This window comes from Anabaena cylindrica UHCC 0172 (assembly GCF_034931625.1).
Taxonomy (GTDB): domain Bacteria; phylum Cyanobacteriota; class Cyanobacteriia; order Cyanobacteriales; family Nostocaceae; genus Anabaena; species Anabaena cylindrica_A.
Map to the genome: position 1 here is coordinate 1 of NZ_JAYGGY010000005.1, position 18,480 is coordinate 18,480.

Annotated in this window: 12 protein-coding genes and 1 tRNA gene; 7 read left to right on the forward strand and 6 right to left on the reverse strand. The window is 39.0% G+C overall.

What is annotated here, in order from left to right:
* Window positions 1-157 precede the first annotated feature (157 nt).
* Together cax and VB713_RS02450 are read left to right on the forward strand one after the other, a co-directional pair.
* Window positions 158-1,270 (forward strand): calcium/proton exchanger, encoded by a 1,113-nt coding sequence (gene cax / locus VB713_RS02445; RefSeq protein ID WP_323309997.1) that lies wholly within the window; start codon window positions 158-160, stop codon window positions 1,268-1,270.
* A 212-nt stretch (window positions 1,271-1,482) separates the two neighbouring features.
* Window positions 1,483-2,031, forward strand: a complete 549-nt coding sequence (locus VB713_RS02450) for a peptidoglycan-binding domain-containing protein (protein WP_323309998.1) — start codon at window positions 1,483-1,485, stop codon at window positions 2,029-2,031.
* Between the two features lie 36 nt (window positions 2,032-2,067).
* Here the strand turns inward: VB713_RS02450 and VB713_RS02455 are convergent, their stop codons facing one another.
* A complete protein-coding gene (locus tag VB713_RS02455; RefSeq protein WP_323309999.1) occupies window positions 2,068-4,488 on the reverse strand; it encodes a sucrose synthase in 2,421 nt (806 codons plus the stop codon).
* Between the two features lie 919 nt (window positions 4,489-5,407).
* Window positions 5,408-5,481, reverse strand: a tRNA-His gene (locus tag VB713_RS02460).
* A gap of 119 nt (window positions 5,482-5,600) precedes the next feature.
* Here VB713_RS02460 and VB713_RS02465 point away from each other — a divergent pair.
* Together VB713_RS02465 and VB713_RS02470 are read left to right on the forward strand one after the other, a co-directional pair.
* A complete protein-coding gene (locus VB713_RS02465; RefSeq protein WP_323310000.1) occupies window positions 5,601-5,981 on the forward strand; it encodes a DUF4359 domain-containing protein in 381 nt (126 codons plus the stop codon).
* 60 nt (window positions 5,982-6,041) lie between these two features.
* The gene (locus VB713_RS02470) at window positions 6,042-7,559 is read left to right on the forward strand and encodes a serine/threonine-protein kinase (protein WP_323310001.1); all 1,518 of its coding nucleotides are present in this window, start codon (window positions 6,042-6,044) and stop codon (window positions 7,557-7,559) included.
* A gap of 399 nt (window positions 7,560-7,958) precedes the next feature.
* Here VB713_RS02470 and VB713_RS02475 read toward each other — a convergent pair whose 3' ends face one another.
* The 3 genes from VB713_RS02475 to VB713_RS02485 form a co-directional block, all read right to left on the reverse strand.
* Window positions 7,959-8,906 (reverse strand): trypsin-like serine peptidase, encoded by a 948-nt coding sequence (locus VB713_RS02475; RefSeq protein WP_323310002.1) that lies wholly within the window; start codon window positions 8,904-8,906, stop codon window positions 7,959-7,961.
* Window positions 8,907-9,200: 294 nt separating this feature from the next.
* Window positions 9,201-12,188 (reverse strand): CHAT domain-containing tetratricopeptide repeat protein, encoded by a 2,988-nt coding sequence (locus VB713_RS02480; RefSeq protein ID WP_323310003.1) that lies wholly within the window; start codon window positions 12,186-12,188, stop codon window positions 9,201-9,203.
* A gap of 815 nt (window positions 12,189-13,003) precedes the next feature.
* On the reverse strand, window positions 13,004-13,192 hold the full coding sequence (locus tag VB713_RS02485) for a hypothetical protein (protein ID WP_323310004.1): 189 nt from the start codon (window positions 13,190-13,192) through the stop codon (window positions 13,004-13,006).
* 11 nt (window positions 13,193-13,203) lie between these two features.
* On the opposite strand from VB713_RS02485, the gene VB713_RS02490 reads away from it, so the two are divergent.
* Both VB713_RS02490 and cobA read left to right on the forward strand, forming a co-directional pair.
* Window positions 13,204-13,935: a sirohydrochlorin chelatase gene (locus tag VB713_RS02490; RefSeq protein ID WP_323310005.1), complete on the forward strand. Its 732-nt coding sequence runs from the start codon at window positions 13,204-13,206 to the stop codon at window positions 13,933-13,935.
* Window positions 13,928-14,674, forward strand: coding sequence for a uroporphyrinogen-III C-methyltransferase (gene cobA, locus VB713_RS02495; RefSeq protein WP_323310006.1), 747 nt, complete (start codon window positions 13,928-13,930; stop codon window positions 14,672-14,674). The genes VB713_RS02490 and cobA overlap by 8 nt, the downstream gene beginning before the upstream one ends.
* Before the next feature lie 17 nt (window positions 14,675-14,691).
* Here cobA and VB713_RS02500 read toward each other — a convergent pair whose 3' ends face one another.
* Window positions 14,692-15,726: a response regulator gene (locus VB713_RS02500; RefSeq protein ID WP_323310007.1), complete on the reverse strand. Its 1,035-nt coding sequence runs from the start codon at window positions 15,724-15,726 to the stop codon at window positions 14,692-14,694.
* Window positions 15,727-16,911: 1,185 nt separating this feature from the next.
* Between VB713_RS02500 and VB713_RS02505 the strand changes: the two genes are divergently transcribed.
* Complete coding sequence (locus VB713_RS02505; protein ID WP_323310008.1) at window positions 16,912-17,832, forward strand: RluA family pseudouridine synthase; 921 nt, start codon at window positions 16,912-16,914, stop codon at window positions 17,830-17,832.
* Window positions 17,833-18,480 lie beyond the last annotated feature (648 nt).

The window sequence follows — 18,480 nt, forward strand, 5'->3', positions numbered from 1 at the left end:
CCCTACGGGAAGCAAGCTACAGAATGACACTTTTAACCCGTTTTTAGTATATATCTCTGCTGCCATCTAACAAACAGTAAAATTTCTGAATAGCTTCACGGACACTTGAGAGTATCATAGGCATCTGTAACTGAATATCCAAAATTCGAGACAAAAAATGTCAGCTAAAAACATCATTTTTGCAATTTTGTTACTGTTTATACCAATCTCTGTAACCGCTCACTTTCTGGAATGGGGAGACTTAATAGTTTTCATTACTGCTGGACTAGCAATTCTCCCCCTCGCAGCTTGGATGGGTACAGCCACAGAAGAAATTGCCGTGGTTGTGGGTCCCTCCTTGGGAGGGTTATTAAATGCCACCTTTGGTAACGCTACAGAACTGATTATTGCTTTAGTTGCCCTCAACGCTGGGCTAATAGATGTTGTTAAAGCTAGTATCACCGGTTCGATTATCAGTAATTTACTCTTAGTCATGGGTTTTTCCATGCTTTTGGGTGGACTACGCTACAAAGAACAAACATTCCAGTCGGTTGTTGCACGGGTAAATGCTTCATCAATGAATTTGGCAGTGATTGCCATTTTATTACCAACAGCGATGAACTACACCTCCATTGGTATTAGTGAAAGAACAGTACAGAATCTTTCCCTTGCAGTTGCTGTCGTCTTAATTCTGGTTTATGGCTTAACACTGCTATTTTCCATGAAAACCCATGCCTATCTATATGACGTGGGTGTAGCAGAGATACAAGGAGCAGAAACAGAAGTCAAAATAGAAGAAATCGCTGAAGAAAAACCCAATCTTTGGCTTTGGACTGGTGTATTGCTAGTATGTACTTTGCTAGTAGCCTTAGAGTCAGAATTGCTGGTTGATACTTTAGAAGTAGCCACATCCAAGTTAGGTTTGACATCACTATTTACAGGGGTGATTTTGCTACCCATTGTTGGTAACGCCGCAGAACACGCTACAGCCGTCACCGTAGCAATGAAAGATAAGATGGATCTTTCTCTATCTGTAGCTGTAGGATCTAGTATGCAGATTGCCCTATTCGTAGCCCCTGTTTTAGTAATTGCCGGACGGCTATTAGGTCAGCCGATGGATTTAGATTTCAATCCCTTTGAATTAGTTGCGGTGGCGGTATCGGTGTTAATTGCCAATAGCATTAGTTCTGATGGTAAGTCTAATTGGTTGGAAGGAACTTTACTTTTAGCTGCCTATACGGTTTTGGGTTTCGCTTTCTATTTTCATCCAGTTGTTGACTCTATGGGTTAGATCAATCCAGTGTCCAGAGCGATGTCTACTATTGCTTTGGACCAAACATAAAATAATTAATTATTAATTATTAATTCGGAATAACGCTACATTACTGAAGTGACGACTGAATATTACTGGAAATAATTTTTTTAGTAGGAGTCATAGTTTTACCTTATTGTTTGTCTACTCCTGGTTTATCCTTATAGGTGCAAGATATCAGATGAACTACGATGACTGAAATTGGCCTGCTAATGACGGGCGTTTTAAGTACAACTCAACCAAATTTGCCCCATTTGCCGGAGCAACGACCATTTCAGAGCGAAAATGGCGTGCAGAAGTCAAGCATTAGTCAATTATCTCAGTTAGCTTCTACTGCTCAAATTACACCGCCTGAATTTATAGAAATAGATAGCAGAGAGAAATCTAAAGTTTCAGCGATCGCTATCAAGCGGGATAAAATATTAAAGCAAATCCGACAAAAGCACCTGTCCTCAATATCTTTGAACTTAGCCGATGCCAAGGATCTCCCCACCAAAGAGCAGATATTAGCACGATATCAAGGATACAATAGACAACCTATGCCAACTTTACGTTTTGGTAGCTCAGGGATATCTGTAAGAATTATGCAGCGCTTATTAGTATCCAACGGCTATGGGATTCGAGTCGATGGTATATTTGGTCCCCTGACAGAAGCAGCCGTCAAAGCCTTTCAAAATCAGCGCAGTTTATTAGTAGATGGTATAGTCGGTCAAAGAACTTGGTGGGAGTTGTCAATTTAAGGACTGGGACGGGCAAGATACCTGTCCCACCAGAACTTAGCGATGTTTATGTTGTTCTAATAAGTGCTGCGCCCTGGGTTTGTAAATTAGATAGAATAAAGCCTCTAGATAGCGCAGTAAATCTTCACGATTTTCCTTAGAGCTAAAATTCCAGAAACCATAAATCCGAGCTAACGATAGCAGCTTGGTAGTGTGAATCTTCCAAGTATAGGTACTGTAAACGCGCTCTATAGCTTGCTGAGAAATTTCCGACCAATAATTAGGATTCTGATCACACTTAGCTACAAACTCTAGAATTTTAGTGGCTGTATCTTCTAAATTTGTAGGGTTAATATAAAAACCATTCACCTGATCCTGAATAATTTCCTGTGGTCCACCAAATTGGGTAGCGAATGTTGGTAATCCCGAAATCATTGCTTCCAAGATTGTCAAACCAAAAGCTTCAAATAAAGCTGGTTGTACAAATATTCCTTGATGTTGAGCAATAACGCGGTAAATTTCCCCAGAATCACTTTTGGTTAAACGCACACCTAACCAACGAATCTTGCCGTGGAGATTATATTCATCAATGATGCTATATAGTCTAATAATTTCATCTCGTTCTTCATTATCACCTGATTCTTCTACACGCAACTTACCAGCTACTAAAATTAAGTTGCAATGCTCCTGCAATTCTGGACTTTTACCAAAGCATTCTGCTAAACCAGTTAAATTTTTAATTCTGTCAAGACGTGCCATTGAAAATAGTGGCCGCTTGGTAGGATCGTCGAGTTTACCAAAGATTTGGGAAGGATCTTCCAGAGTAAAGAGAATGTCTTCCAACCGGAGACTATCACTTTCTACTCTATCTTGAGTTCTGGTATAGGGGAAGTAGTAATTCTCGTTAACTCCAGGTGGAACAACATTGAATTTAGGACTAAATAATTCCATGCCATTGACTACATGATATAAGTCTGGCATGGTGAAACATTTGTAAGATTCGTACTGTCCTACGCTATCAGTTGTACCGACAATTTCTTGATAGGTGCTGCTGACAACAAAATTAGCCGCGTTCATGGCAATTAAGTCAGCAGTGAATTGCAAGGAGAAATGATATTTATCATCCAAATCTTGCCAGTAGAGGTTACTAAACAGGTATTTAGATTTTTCCAAGGCATGGGCAATATTACATTGGGTGACTTTCATTCGTCGCGCTAGTAAAAATGCGACTAAGTTACCATCGGAGTAATTACCCACAATTAAGTCTGGTCTACCTTGCAATTCTGCTAGTAGTTCTGTTTCTGAGTCAATGGCAAAGGTTTCTAAATATGGCCAAAATTCAAACCGGGAAATCCAATTTTGAGTCATGTTGGGATTAAATTCCCGCAGGGGGACACGCAAAATCCAGGCGTTTTCTGAACCATGAACTTTTTCTAGTCTTTGGTTACACAGAGTCCCGTCGCTATTGGGAATTAAGCGGGTGAGAATAATTACTTTTGGTTGGACATTTAAGCCTTCTAGACCAGCTAACATGGCATCTTCTTGCAGCTGCTTTTCTAGACTTTTTGCTTGGTCAAGGACATAAACTACCTGTCCTCCAGTATCGGGACGGCCTAAAACTCCTTCTTGTCCAAACCAACCATGTGCAGAAACTAAAACAATTCTAAAGATAATCGGCAGACGAGAGATGAATCCTTCCAGAGTTTGAGGATCAGGAGAATCAATTAGTTCATCCAGAATGTTGAGAGTTTCCTGTACACGTCTGGCTGTGTTCCCCCAACCAGGTTCAAAACCGATCATTTGCAATTCAAATCGGAATTGCTCGTAGGGTTCATCTTTAGGACGATCGCTTACCAATCCGATGGCTTTCTTAACTTGCACAGAAAGTTGTTGTCGCGATTGAATGCGATCGTTGATTAACAACTGTACGCCGTTATAACAGTGCAAGCGTAAGAAATTAAATAGGCTTTCTAACCATTCTGTCGGATCTTGGAATATCTTGCTAGATAGATAGCGGTTGAGGAATTGTACCCCTTTACCAATGTTTTTCGGGTCGCGGATAGTTGGGGTGTAATCATAGAATGGACCAAAATCCAGTTCTAACATATCACCGTCTTGGGGATGAAATCTGTTGACGAAGCGATCGCGCAAGTCCAACAATTCCTGTACCGTCATGGAGATAATATCCAGTTCTTCTGTCAGCCGATAAACTTCCTGACTCGCAATCGTCGGCCGGATGATAAAACAGAAGCTTGAGTCTTCTTGAATAATTTCCTGTGTATAGTAAATTAGTTTACCTAAATTTGACGCAGTGCAGAACTTCTCAGATTTATTGTATTTAGAACAATACTCACTATAAACATTAATGATATCGTTCCTCAGCCAATACTTCTTTTCTTGCTGGCGTAATTCACTAATGAATGAACGTAAATCAACTTTTTCTTCACTGTCTAGTAATGTTTGGAGTAATTCAGACATGACAAATACAAAATAATATTTTTTTGCAAAGCAGATCAACACGCCTCAATATATTTTCTGAGCGTTGTAAGGTTTCGCAAATTAAAGAGAACGTGTTGGTATTGACCTAAATTAGGTATATCACAATATTTTGGTATCTAACGACAGGAGTACATTTTCTCTAACTTTTGATAGATGTATGGTAGCAATTTCAAATAATACGAATCAGATTCCTAACTCGCATGATTTCTAGATTTTAGTTGTGCTTAAGCAAATATTAACTTAATGATAAAACTCTCATAATTACCTTTTTCTTAAATCCCATAATACATCATGAGTCAGAATGCATAAGTAGGTCGGTATTAAAAATTGTCGTTATGACAAGGCAGGGGGTAGAAGGCAGGAGGGAAGAGGTTTTGAGGCAACTTTACGTTTCGTTATATACTTCTGTTTTTTTGCGCCTTTCTACTTAATTCAGGAATAAAACTACATAAAGTTTTATTTTTGTCAGAATCAGAATTTCCAGGATGAAGTCCGGGATTTTATCGCCAATTAACAGCCTCAACTAGATAACTAGCAACTTGGGTTAGAAATAACAGCTATAAAGTTTAACTTAAATAAATTAAAATTAATTTTTGATATTTTCTGCTAAATTTTTAATTTCTCTTAGTTACAATTCTCAGTATCAAGTCATTAACATCTGGTCGATAAATTATGGCTGACAATACACAAAATTTAACATCTTCTAGCCACAGTATAGGCAACATGATGATTATCACGTTCCTTGTTTTCTGTGGGCTAAGTTGTATCTTTCTTTTAGGAATTTTCTAAGGCTTAATGTGCGTTCAATAACAGCAAAAATGGAAGCTGATCAGAATTGTATCAGCTTCCATTTTCAAGTAATAAACCTATCTGTTGTAGAACATTTCAGATATTTAAGGGCGAACGACGGGACTTGAACCCGCGGAATGGTGGTACCACAAACCACTGCCTTAACCACTTGGCTACGCTCGCCATTCACTACTTGAGTATAGCACGCCTTCGGAAAAAGGGTCAATATTTTTTTGCCAGAAATTGAGTTGATTTGTTTGTAATCTTTAATAGTATAAAGACCACATCACAATCGAGAGTATATGAAAGTCTGGACTATTATTACATCTGTAGGAGCGGCAGGAATCGCCGTCTTGGGAGTGACGATGGCCAAGACAAATCCTCAACAGGCTGAATACGAAGAGTATGCAGTGCAACGGCTGACAACCTACTTAAAAACGGATGTTTGCAAAAAAACACCGAATTTTTTGCAAAATCTCATACAATTTAATTGCGATAAGTTAATTGAGTCAGTTAATCCACAAATGCGAGATATTATTGCCAGTACGACAAAACGGCAAAATTATATTGTTTTTAGTGTTTATAGTACTGAACTCAAGCTTGATAATTTATTACCTAACTATAAGTTTGAAACTGTAGGGGCGTTGGACAACTTTTATACTTATAAAGTCGAGCAGCGATGAAGTGACAGGGAACAGGTGAAGGAAGAGTTTTGCACAGTGAACAATGACTAATGATTTGTAATGAGTTTTTGTACTGCTTGTCTATATCCGCACAATCTAGATACTAATCGATTTTGTCTCAAATGTGGTAAGCGATTATTGCTAAAAGAACGCTATCGGGCGCTTTATCCTATTGGTAGCGGTGGATTTGGCAGAACATTTTTGGCTGTAGATGAACATTTGCCGTCAAAACCCAGGTGTGTAATCAAACAACTTTATTTTTCAGATACAAATAGAGCAACTTTTACAAAAGTTGTGGAATTATTTCATCAGGAAGCAGTACGTTTAGATGAATTGCAGCATTCCCAAATTCCCCAATTATTGGCACACTTTGAACAAGAAAGTCAGTTGTATTTGGTGCAGGAATTAATTGTGGGGCGTACTTTAGCTCAGGAATTGCAAGAACAAGGTGTATTTAGTGAAGCGCATATTTGGCAATTGCTGAAAGATTTATTACCTGTGCTGCAATTTATCCATGCTCGACGGGTTATTCATCGGGATATTAAACCAGCAAATATCATGCGGAGATATATTCCGATAGCTGGGAATGAATTTGAAGATCCTCCACCAATTACTAATGCGGCATTATTAAATAAAGGTTCTACCATGACTATTGGTGGACTGGAATCTTTGTCTCTTCAACAACAGCAAAGGAAAATCTTACCAGCTAATAAAATCAAGGCAGCAAATCGCACCGACAACTCTGCAACTGGAGATATGGTGTTAATTGACTTTGGGGTTGCCAAACAAATCACCGCTACAGCTTTGGTAAATACGGGGACAACAGTGGGTAGTGCCGAATATATGGCTCCTGAACAAATGCGGGGTAAAGCCTTGCCAGCAAGTGATCTTTACAGTTTGGGTGTGACTTGCATTTACTTATTAACTGGTGTTTCTCCCTTTGAGTTATTTGATGTGACAAGCGATCGCTGGATATGGCAAGATTATTTACCTAATGGCGATCGTATTTCCGACCGTTTGAGCGCAATTCTTGATAAACTCCTCCAAAATGCCCTTTCCCAACGTTATCAATCGGCTACAGAAGTTTTAGCTGCAATCAACGTAGAAGTAAAACTAGTTAAAAAACAGCTAGTTAATACTCTATATTCAGCCGCAGGAGTTGATTATAAACGTTTACGTGACTTACTAATGGCCAAGCAATGGCAACAAGCAGATGAAGAGACTTGGGTGGTAATGTGTAAATCTTTATCTAAGCGTGCTAGAAGCTATTTGTTTAAAAGTGATTTAGAAAACTTGCCTGATCAAGATTTACAGATAATTGACCAATTATGGACAAAATATAGTCAAGGCCATTTTGGTTTCACTGTGCAGATGCAAATTTATGAAGATTGTGGCAGAGATTATAGTCAGTTTTGTGGTGCTGTGGGTTGGAATTTAATTGAGTCTAACTCTCCTACCCATAATTTATTTTTTATGTCGTCAGCACCTAAAGGACGTTTACCTTCACATAATTGGGTTGGTGGTACTCAATTGTGGAAACACATGAATACTTTAGCTACAAAGCTTTTGGGTAATTGATAATTGGTATTAAGATTAACTATTGTCAGTTGGGCTAGGTTCTTACCGCCGTAACCGTTCACAGGGGGGGTAGAATATTTCATAAATGTCTACAGTGCTTGTTTTATAAAGATTAGGGCAATTTATGTGATACTTGAATTTTATCCAAAAATGCCCTAAACAACAATTTGAAACCCAACATAGTGGAACTATTAATTATACTGCAAACGGTTGAAAATTGGACTTATGTCATACTGTTCGCAAAGCATGGCGTTAGCCATACATAACGTAGTGCAGCGTTCGCGGAGCGTCTCGTAGAGAAGTATCTCGGAGATTCTTCACTTCGTTCAGAATGACACTTTTAACCCGTTTTTAGTATATTCTCACCTATAGGCGCAGAATGTGAAAATTTTTGTATCCTTAATTTGTGCCAGCCAGTCTATCTAAAAAAGATATATTCACAGCTAGATTAATAATACCTTCATTGGTGTTAACATCCTTAATTTCAGCATTATTCAAGGCTACAATGTAAGGCTGATTATTAATCCAACCAATAATCGGACCACCAGAAGAACCTCCGGTTGTGTCGCAATCATGAAACAGTATATCTCTCTCTTCCTTCACAATACTGCATCCCTCTTGAAAACCAGCAGTCCAACCAGCACCAGCACTTAAAAACTCATAACCTCTTTTACTGGAATTAGGATAATCACCAGAATAACCAACAAAAGAGAATTTTTTGGGATTATTAATCATCGTTGAAACTGGTAAATTTCTCCAGCCTAAATAACCATATTTTCTACCAATTGGTTTATTTAATCTGACTACTGCCCAATCTTGAGTTTGATTAGTGATTGTATCTGCTGTAAAATCAGTACCATAAATTACTCTTTCTGCAAAAGCAATATCTTCTCTATCAGCAACTTGACCGTTAATTACATTAGGTAAAAAAGCAATTTCTCTACTGAGTTGATGAGTTTTTGAATCAATCACACAATGGGCATTTGTTAACACTAAATTTTCAGCGATTAAAGCACCTGTACAATGATAATTTTTTGCGTCTGTGGTAGTTCCTTGAATCCGTCCAACAGCAGACCAAGGATATTCTCTACTTAACATTGGTTCACGGTTATCATCACCAATAATACCCCGATCTCCAGCATAAGGTTTTTTAGACTGTTTAACATTACCAGGTTTAAAAGGATTACCAGCAGAAGATAAATTTAATTTACCTGCATTTTCCAATTTTACAAAACTAGGGGCATTTGTTGGTTTATCTTTAGGTTTACTTTGTGCTTCTACAGATAAACCAGCAGCAGCTACAATTACCGCACTTGCTGTTAATAAAGCAAATAGTCTTTTAGACATGGTAAACACTCCTCATTCAAAATTATGTAATGTGTGGATTTTCTTAGTAATTTGTATGATGTGTTAGCGCAGGGTAACGCACCATTAATGAGAAAACGAATCTTTGACTTTTCAATTATAAAATGCCAAGGAATAAATCCTGGTGTAGTTACAATTTTTGTAACACATAATAATGATTGAGATTTGTAGGTTGGGTAGAACGCAGTGAAACCCAACAATTATTAATGTTAACAAGAAATGTTGGGTTGCGCTATCGCTTAACCCAACCTACAATTATTAATTATTAACTATTAATTATTTCTGCCATTCACCTTGAATAGTAAAAGCAGCCCAAAAACGCGGGTCTTGAGTTTTTTGTTGTTGCCATAATTTTAACTGGGCATTTCTTAAAGCCACAATGGGAGATTTACCTTCTTTCAATACTTGACCAGAAAATTCAGTCATTAATTCTGCTGTTGCGTCATCATTAACTTTCCATAAAGATACCACAACCTTAGCCGCACCTGCATACATGAAACCCCTGGTTAAACCTATTAAACCTTCTCCTTTAACTTCCCCAGCTAAACCTGTTTCACAAGCACTTAATACCACTAATTCCGCAGGTAAATCTAAGTTGAAAATATCATTCAATCTTAAAAATCCTTTTTTCGGGTTTCCTTGTTTATCGAACAATGATAAAACTATGCCAGATAAATCTGGGTTTTCCATGTCAATTAGTCCATGAGTGGCAAAAAGTACCATCTGATATTGATTTAATTTTTCTCTTATGACCCATTCATAATTAGCATCAAAATCAAAGGCTTGGATACTTTCATTATTGGGAACAAGTTTTAAAACTTCCTCTCCTTCTTTACGAGTTCCTGGTAGTCGAGATAATGAACCTCTATTAGCACTAGAACGGCTTAAAGCAGAACGTTCTAAATCTAAATCTGTGGATAAAGCAACTTCTGTTTTACCTGTGATCCGACTATCATTATTACTAAAAACTGGGTCAGCTAATACAGCTAATTTTTTCGGTGCAGTTTTGCGGTTTTTGAGTTTTTCCCGGTGGGTAGCTAAACTGGTGACGGATGGTAAGTTAATGATTTCATGATTGACTAATAAGGGTTGATATTTAGTTTTTTCGGTTAGGTCAGATAATGCAGCAAAGGGGATTTGATGTAAGATACCATCAGCCACAATTACTAACCGTTTTTTCCCTAATTTATCAGCCACAGGTTTAAGAATTATTTGACTGAGTTCATTAGCTGCCTTAGCTGTTTCTGCTACATCTTTGGCGGTTTCCTGGGGTGATGCACCAGCAATGACGGGTGCTTTTAATTTGCTAATTAATGTTTGGGCAATTTTGTTAATATCTGCTTCTTTGGGTAGTTGATAGGTGGTGAAACTGTTATGAGTGACTAACCATAAATAACTATTTTCTGCACCTAATGAATATTGTAATAGGACTGTATCGGGGTCTAGTTGTTGTTGAATTTGGGGTAATGTTAGAGGTTCGGGATATTTTAAGTCTGCATATTCTTTGTTAGTAGCGCGGAGTTGATTTTTTAGTTCCTTTTGTTGTTGGATGATATTTTGAATTTCTTGCTTAGTGGTTTGGATAATTTCTTCGGGAGGTTTTGGTTTACTCATCAGTTCTGAGAGGAGTTTTTCTTTACCATCTCTCAGGGACAGTAAGCGGGTTTCTTCTGCTAAGAGTTGGGGGTTAATGTCTTTACGGATGTTGATGTTAGCTTCGGTAAGAAGTTCAACTAAAACCCTAGCGCGGGAACGTTCACTAATGTGTAGTGCTTGTGCGTCGTAGCCTTTGTTGGGGTTTTGTTTGTGTAGCTGCATTAACAGGTCTATGTAGAATTTGTAGTAGTCCTGTTTGGTGGCGAAGTAGGATGTACGTAGTTCTGTGCTGGCTATTTTGGTGCGTAGTTCTTCGATGATGTTGATGGCAGCTTGAATGATGGTAAGGGCTTCTTGGAGGTTGTTTTGGCTGCGTTGTATTATGGCAGTATTGTATAGAGTGTTGGCTTCTCCATCCTTATTGCCCACTGCACGAAATAAGGGAAGTGCTTGGTTATATTTTTCCAGTGCTTTCTGTTTTTCTCCCAGGTAGTGGTAGACTAAGCCAATATTATTGAGAGTAGCAGCTTCACCACCCCTATCCCCTACTGCACGTATGAGGGGAAATGCTTGGTTATAGTATTCCAGTGCTTTCTGCTTTTCTCTCAGGTCGGAGTAGACTTTGCCAATATTATTGAGAGTAGTAGCTTCACCACCCCTATCCGACACTGCACGTCTGAGGGGAAGTGCTTGGTTATAGTATTCCAGTGCTTTCTCCTGTTCTCCCAGTTCGGAGTAGACACTGCCAATATTAGTGAGAGTAGTGGCTGCACCACCCCTATCCGACACTGCAAGATACAGGGGAAGTGCTTGGTTATATTTTTCCAGTGCTTTCTGTTTTTCTCCCAGGTCGGAGTAGACCAAGCCAATATTATTGAGAGTGCGGGCTTCACCACGCTTATCCGACACTGCACGTGCTATGGGAAGTGCTTGGTTATAGTATTCCAGTGCTTTCTGGTTTTCTCCCAGGGAGTTGTAGACAAAGCCAATATTATTGAGAGTAGTAGCTTCACCACCCTTATCCTCCACTGCACGTACTATGGGAAGTGCTTGGTTATAGTATTCCAGTGCTTTCTGGTTTTCTCCCAGGTCGGTGTAGACTTTGCCAATATTATTGAGAGTGCGGGCTTCACCACCCCTATCCTCCACTGCACGAAATAAGGGAAGTGCTTGGTTATAGTATTCTAGTGCTTTCTGTTTTTTTCCCAGGTCGGAGTAGACACTGCCAATATTATTGAGAGTAACGGCTTCACCACCCCTATCCCTCACTGCACGTAATAAGGGAAGTGCTTGGTTATAGTATGCCAGTGCTTTCTGCTTTTCTCCCAGGTCGGAGTAGACACGGCCAATACCAATGAGAGTAGCAGTTTCACCATCCCTTTCCCTCACTGCACGCATCAGGGGAAGTGCTTGTTCCCATTTATTAATTGCTTGTAATAAAGATTCCTTTGTACCCTGCTGATAAAGCTGTATTCCTTCTTGCAACAACCTTTCAGCCTTAGCACGTATAGCTTCCTGTTGCGTTCCTTGCTGTTGTGCTATCTGTAACCCTGTACCTCTGGGCATTGCTGCCACTGAGTCCACCAGTAACACCGCAGTTAGCAACATTGTTAACCCACAACGGCTAAATATCGGTAGCAAACCCCGGTCATTTCCCTGGTATTTCATGATTTTGCCTCTATTACTCCTCACTACTTGGATTGTACGAGGGGTAATTTATGATCTGGGGTGCTGTTGCGTTTTTTGTAACAATTTCAGTTAGAGAACTCCACAAAAAGAAATGCCCGATGTCATTCTGAACGAAACAAAGTGTAGTGTTCGCGTAGCGTTCTGAAGGAAAGAATCCTCCGAGATGCTTCGTTTCGCTTTGCTACACTCAGCATGACAACACAGGATCATTTATTTTGTGGCTTACTCTTAAGGGTGTAGGGTAGGTAAGCAACACTGTGATAAACCATGATCACATATTTGATGTATTATAGCGGTTATCGGTTATGTGAGATACTTTAAGCCTACTTAACTCAAGTTGATAGTACAGCATGGCGTAAGATCATGTTTGAAAAGTTTAGGGACGTATAATTTGTCATTCTGTTCGCGTTCACGTAGTGTGCCGTAGGCATAGCGTGGCGTTAGCCATGTGGAGTCTTACGCAACGAAGAATCTGGAGTTTAGCCCACATACTGAGATGCTTCGTTCCTCAGCATGACATGGAAGGAGACTTTTCAAACAACCTCTAAATAAACCAACCATTCTCAATCGCTAAAAAGCTGACTCCATATTATTTTTGACTTTTGACTTCCGCGAAGCGGTACTAGTTATCTAGTTGAGGCTGGTACTTCGACTTCGCTCAGTAACCAATGGGTAATTGGTCATTGGCGAGTAATTTTCTGTTTTAATCCTGTAAATCCTTTAATCCTGGATATCCTGATTCAGACATTTTCTCTAACTAGCAACTTACGTTATTTACACTTAAATTGAGCAATTCAGATATCAACGTTGATATTTTCGATCTGTTTAGCAGCTTTATCCCACAACTTGGCAGATTCTTCATCGTTCCAATGAGTTCTCAGATTTTCCGCTTTTTTGTGGCATATTCGTTCTAGCATCTCTAGAATTGCACCTAGTGTTAGTTGATCTACTAACCCTTCTAAAACATTCATGAATTCTTTCATATAAATATCCTATGCCATCTGCCTATCTTTTATTGTCTCACGGTAGTCGTGACCCGCGTCCAGAGATTGCTATGCGGCAACTAGCAAAGCTTTTAAGTCAGAAATTACCAAATGGTGAAAATTTGGTAGGTATAGCGACATTGGAACTAAATATCCAACCTTTACATCAACAGATTCAACAGTTTGCTGAAACTGCTTTGGCTTGGGGGTGTAAATGCTTAAAAATTCTCCCTTTATTTTTAGTACCGGGAGTTCATGTGATGACAGATATTCCCGCAGAAATCGCACTGGCGCAAAAAGCACTTGGTCAAGATATGATTATTGACCTGAAACCGTATTTAGGTAATCACCCAGATTTAGGAAAATTGTTAACTCAAGCGATCGCTACTATAAAAGTAGAGGCAGCGATTTTGTTGGCGCATGGTAGCCGTCGTGCTGGTTCTCAACAGCCTGTAGAAACTCTAGCCAAAAGTTTGGGTGCAGTAGCTGCTTATTGGTCTATAGCTCCTAGTTTAGAATCAAGGGTAAAAGAATTAGTCGCTGCTGGTTATCAGCAGATTGCCATTTATCCATATTTTTTATTCACCGGTGGGATAACAGATGCGATCGCTCGTGCAGTAGAAGAGTTAAAATTACAATTCCCTGGAGTCACCCTCAAATTGGCACAGCCTCTAGGAGTAAGTACAGAACTAGCTAATTTAATTTGGGATTTAGCAACAGAAGGGGAAAAAGTTTTTGGGTAAAGTTTATTTAATAGGTGCAGGTCCCGGAGATCCCGGACTCATGACCCTCAAAGGCAAAGGTCTGTTGGAATGTGCAGATGTAGTTATATATGATGCCTTAGTGAGTCCGGCAGTTCTGGCGATGATTAATCCCCAAGCAGAGCAAATTAACGCCGGGAAGCGGATGGGGAGACATTCACTGTTGCAAGAAGAAACCACCTATTTACTCATTGAAAAAGCTCAGGATCATGAGATTGTCGTGCGCTTGAAAGGTGGAGATCCCTTTATATTTGGGCGTGGTGGCGAAGAAATGGCAGAATTGCTAGAAGCGAAAATAGATGTGGAGGTTGTGCCAGGGATCACAGCCGGAATTGCGGCGGCGGCTTATGCTGGTATCCCGCTTACTCATCGTCTGTATAGTTCATCAGTGACATTTGTAACGGGTCACGAGTCTGCGGGTAAATATCGACCGAAAGTTAACTGGCAAGCGATCGCTCAAGGCTCAGAAACAATCGTCATTTATATGGGTATCCACAATCTACCTTATATCGTGGAACAACTTAGCATGGCTGGATTAAGTGCAGAGACTCCAATTGGTTTGGTACGATGGGGTACTCGTCCAGAACAAGAAGAATTAATTGGTCAGTTAGGGACAATCGTCGAGCAAGTAGAAGAGACTGGATTTAGCGCCCCAGCGATCGCAGTAATTGGATCGGTCGTGAAGATGCACAGTATACTGTCTGGGTGTCGTCCACAGTAGTCTCAATCGAGCAGATTTTACACCATGTGCTGAAAAATGATTCTGAGCAAATCACCTTGATTAACAGGCTTAGTCATACAACCAGAAGCTCTCACTAGCTTCGCTTTAGCTCTATCTACTAAGCTGGGTTTTTCTGTCACCATAATCACAGGTGTATTTCTAAAAGATGCCTGTTTCCGCAATAAAGCACAGATTTCATACCCATCTAAATTAGGCATTGTCGCATCCAGTAAAATCATATCTGGTTTGACACGGAAAATTTCTACTAAAGCTTTTAAAGAATCTGTAACACCCATTACAGAAAATATTTGTTCATCTAAAAAACCTCTAATAGCATTTAAAACTATCGGATTATCATCTACACAAAAAATAGTGTAATTCTTTTTGCCAGCAGGTCGTGGATAACTTGGCTTATATCTGTCCTCACTTACTAGTCTATTTCCAATAGGGGGTAACTTTACTTCAATTGTTGCACTCTGTTTCGGCTGATTGGGCTGATTGTACCGCCAAAACTGCTCTGGAGAGACTTTTACACCCGCTTCACACTTTTCGACTAATAAGCGCAAATTCAAATGACAAAACTTGGGTAAATCATCTAAAAAACTCTCAGGGATAAACTCATAACTCCCTTCTTCTATTTTCAGAAATGAGTCTAAAAACTCTAAAGACAATTGCTCAATCAGCATTGCTGCTTGTAAAGGGCTAAGATATTTCTCATTAACTAGCCAGCAAATAGCCAAATAATCTGGATTCGGTATGGTCTGATTTTCAACACCCTTTTCAAATATTGTCTGCAACTGCTCGTTAATCTCTCTAGGAAGAGTGGAATTATTTTGGCTTAACCGCTGCAAGTTTCTATATAGCGGCTCAAACATTTGCTCTGAATAGCAGGCATAAATCAGCTTACCCTCTTGTACATATATTGACCAAGCCCCTGAAGTGCTAAATACTTGTAGACAACCAGTAACAGACTTACTGGTGATTTTTTTCAAGAGGGATAGGGGCTGTAGCTTTTGGAAAAATCTGTATCTACTTATAGGAAGCGTTTTCATTAGCACGGCTTTAACATCAAATAAAAATTTGCAAATTAGAATTTGTGAATCACCCGTTGGGGATTCACACCGGTCTTTTTGGACGTACTGCCAGATCAAGATAGCGGTTTACATTGTGGTGAGTATAGCAAGCCTCTACTCTAAATACACAATACCCAACACCCCACACCCCGCTCCCAAATCTCAAAGGCTAAGTAAGAAACTCAGAAAAGAGTATGCCAAAAATCAGGCTGACTTTCTGTATTTTTCGCTAATCTGGCTCATCTGAGATTTGAAATCTCTTGCTTTCTCGCAGTTGTTGAAAATCGCACAGCATTTCTTGCTGATCTAGGGGAGAGAATTTTCTACAACATAAATAACTGCTACAGTTACATAGACACAAAAAATCTTGGCGGTTCTAGAGTTACGGTTTGAGGCTTTTTTGCAGCTAGGTTTGAGGAGGATGATCAATATCTAAAAAATAGCCATTTTTAGATAAATTGTAGATGCTGAGTAATTACTTACTAAATTCAGGTTACTATAGATTTGTCAGAGAAATAAAAAAGTATTTTAAACCTATTATAAAAAATTGAAGTTAATAGTGAAAACAAATATTTTCTGATGAATATATTTTACCAGTGAGTACTCGTGATGTGAGATTTTATCTACTTAGAATTTCTAGTAATATACCAATTTTAAAAATGATGGCAAAAAATGAAAACTCAAAATTTATGACGACCAAATATTTCACTATCTAAAATTTAAAATGAAATTAGACGTTATTACAGTTAATTACTACAGTAAAAAGTACGTAAGGATTAGGTATACAGAATATTTGATATAGCAGGTAACAGAAAAGAAAAATATTCTTCTTCCTCCTGACTCCTAAATTCTTACAAAAGTACTGTAAAAATTACACGTACTATTTTTTCAACAACTGATTCCGACTAATCCAGTGTTTGTTTTATTCTTTTCAGCTTTAATAAGGAAGTATCAGGATATTTATGGGTAATGTAATAATTTCACAATTACAAAATTCAGCTAGGGGAAGCATGAGGAGTATTTATCTTTTTCCTGCTGTCTCCTAAATTCTCACACCTAATTGTTTAAAATGAACAAATTGTGATCAATAATTTCTTGATGCTACAAGCCCCCGGATTTAACCGTGGGTCAATCCAAAATCCAAAATCCAAAATCCAAAATCGGATGACCGCCATTAATCTCCTAGTCGAAGAAAAAAGTGAACGCCTCGATCGCTATTTGTCTGAAGAATTACCAGATGTATCACGTTCCCGTGTTCAACAGTTAATTGAACAAGGTCATGTCCAACTCAATGATCAAGTCTGCACTTCCAAAAAGATTCATCTCAAAGCAGGCGATCGCATTTCCTTAGAAATTCCCGCAGTGCAACCTTTACAATTGGTCGCAGAAGATATCCCTTTAGACATTCTCTACGAAGACGACCAGTTAATAATTCTCAATAAACCCTCAGGTTTGGTAGTTCATCCTGCACCCGGTCATCCTGATGGGACTCTAGTAAATGCTTTATTAGCACACTGTCCTAATTTACCGGGAATCGGTGGTGTGCAACGTCCAGGAATTGTTCACAGATTGGATAAAGATACAACAGGTGCGATCGCGATCGCTAAAACAGATATCGCTTATCAAAGCCTACAAGCACAACTCCAAGCAAAAACTGCCAAGAGAGAGTATTTAGGCGTGATTTACGGTGTCCCAAAAACGGAAAATGGGATTATTGACCTACCCATTGGTCGCAATCCCCAAGACCGTAAAAAAATGGCAATCATCCCCATTGCAGAAGGGGGAAGATCAGCAATCACCCATTGGCAAGTCCGAGAACGCCTCGGTAACTACACGTTAATCCACTTCCAACTAGAAACAGGACGTACTCATCAAATTCGTGTCCACAGTGCCAAAATTGGTCATCCTATTGTCGGTGACTCAGTTTATGGTGCTGGTCGTTCCGTAGGGGTAAATTTGCCCGGTCAAGCATTACACGCTTGGCAACTTAAGTTACAACATCCCATCTCTGGAGTTGCCATTGAAGTAACAGCAGATATTCCCCATGCATTTACAACTTTGCTTCAAGTTTTGCGCCGTAGGTGACTAGGAAGAGGCAAGGGAGCCGGGTGCAGGGAGCAGAGGAGAAAGTTACCCCTGCTTCTTCTACCTCCTCATCCCCCTAGGGGGGAATTTTCTAGAGACTCATAAATAATTTTGAGAACATTTAAAAATGTAAATTTTACGTTCTGTAACAAAAACTACTAAAACCTGAAAAACTGTAAAAATCCCTCAAAGTTAGTTCTGGTATAGATTTTTGGAATTATTAAAATAATATTAACCGCTGAAAATTTTCTATATATTAACGATGTTTATGAAGTTATGTAACGAAAATATCCGACTTTTCTCAGTCAGACTCCTTGTATGTGAAGGATTTGGGGCTTTTCTTATTCCCTCAACTTATTTATTCATAATTTGTAACAAATAAAGGATCTATAGCATTGTATAAACATAAGCTGAAGGGGTTAAACAACAGACCAAAGTTAAACGATGCAACTAGTTCATTAGATTTGCGTGTTTCTCATAAAATTCACTCTGATTCTCATATTTATGGCTCATCATCATTGCCAAGGAAATGAGAACCCAAGTCGAGAGACAGTTTAATTGCAGTTCGTTGTCAGCCGTTTCTAAATTGATAAAACATCCGCAGTTTTAATCAAAACATCTCTCAACTAAGTAATTAGGAGATTTAGA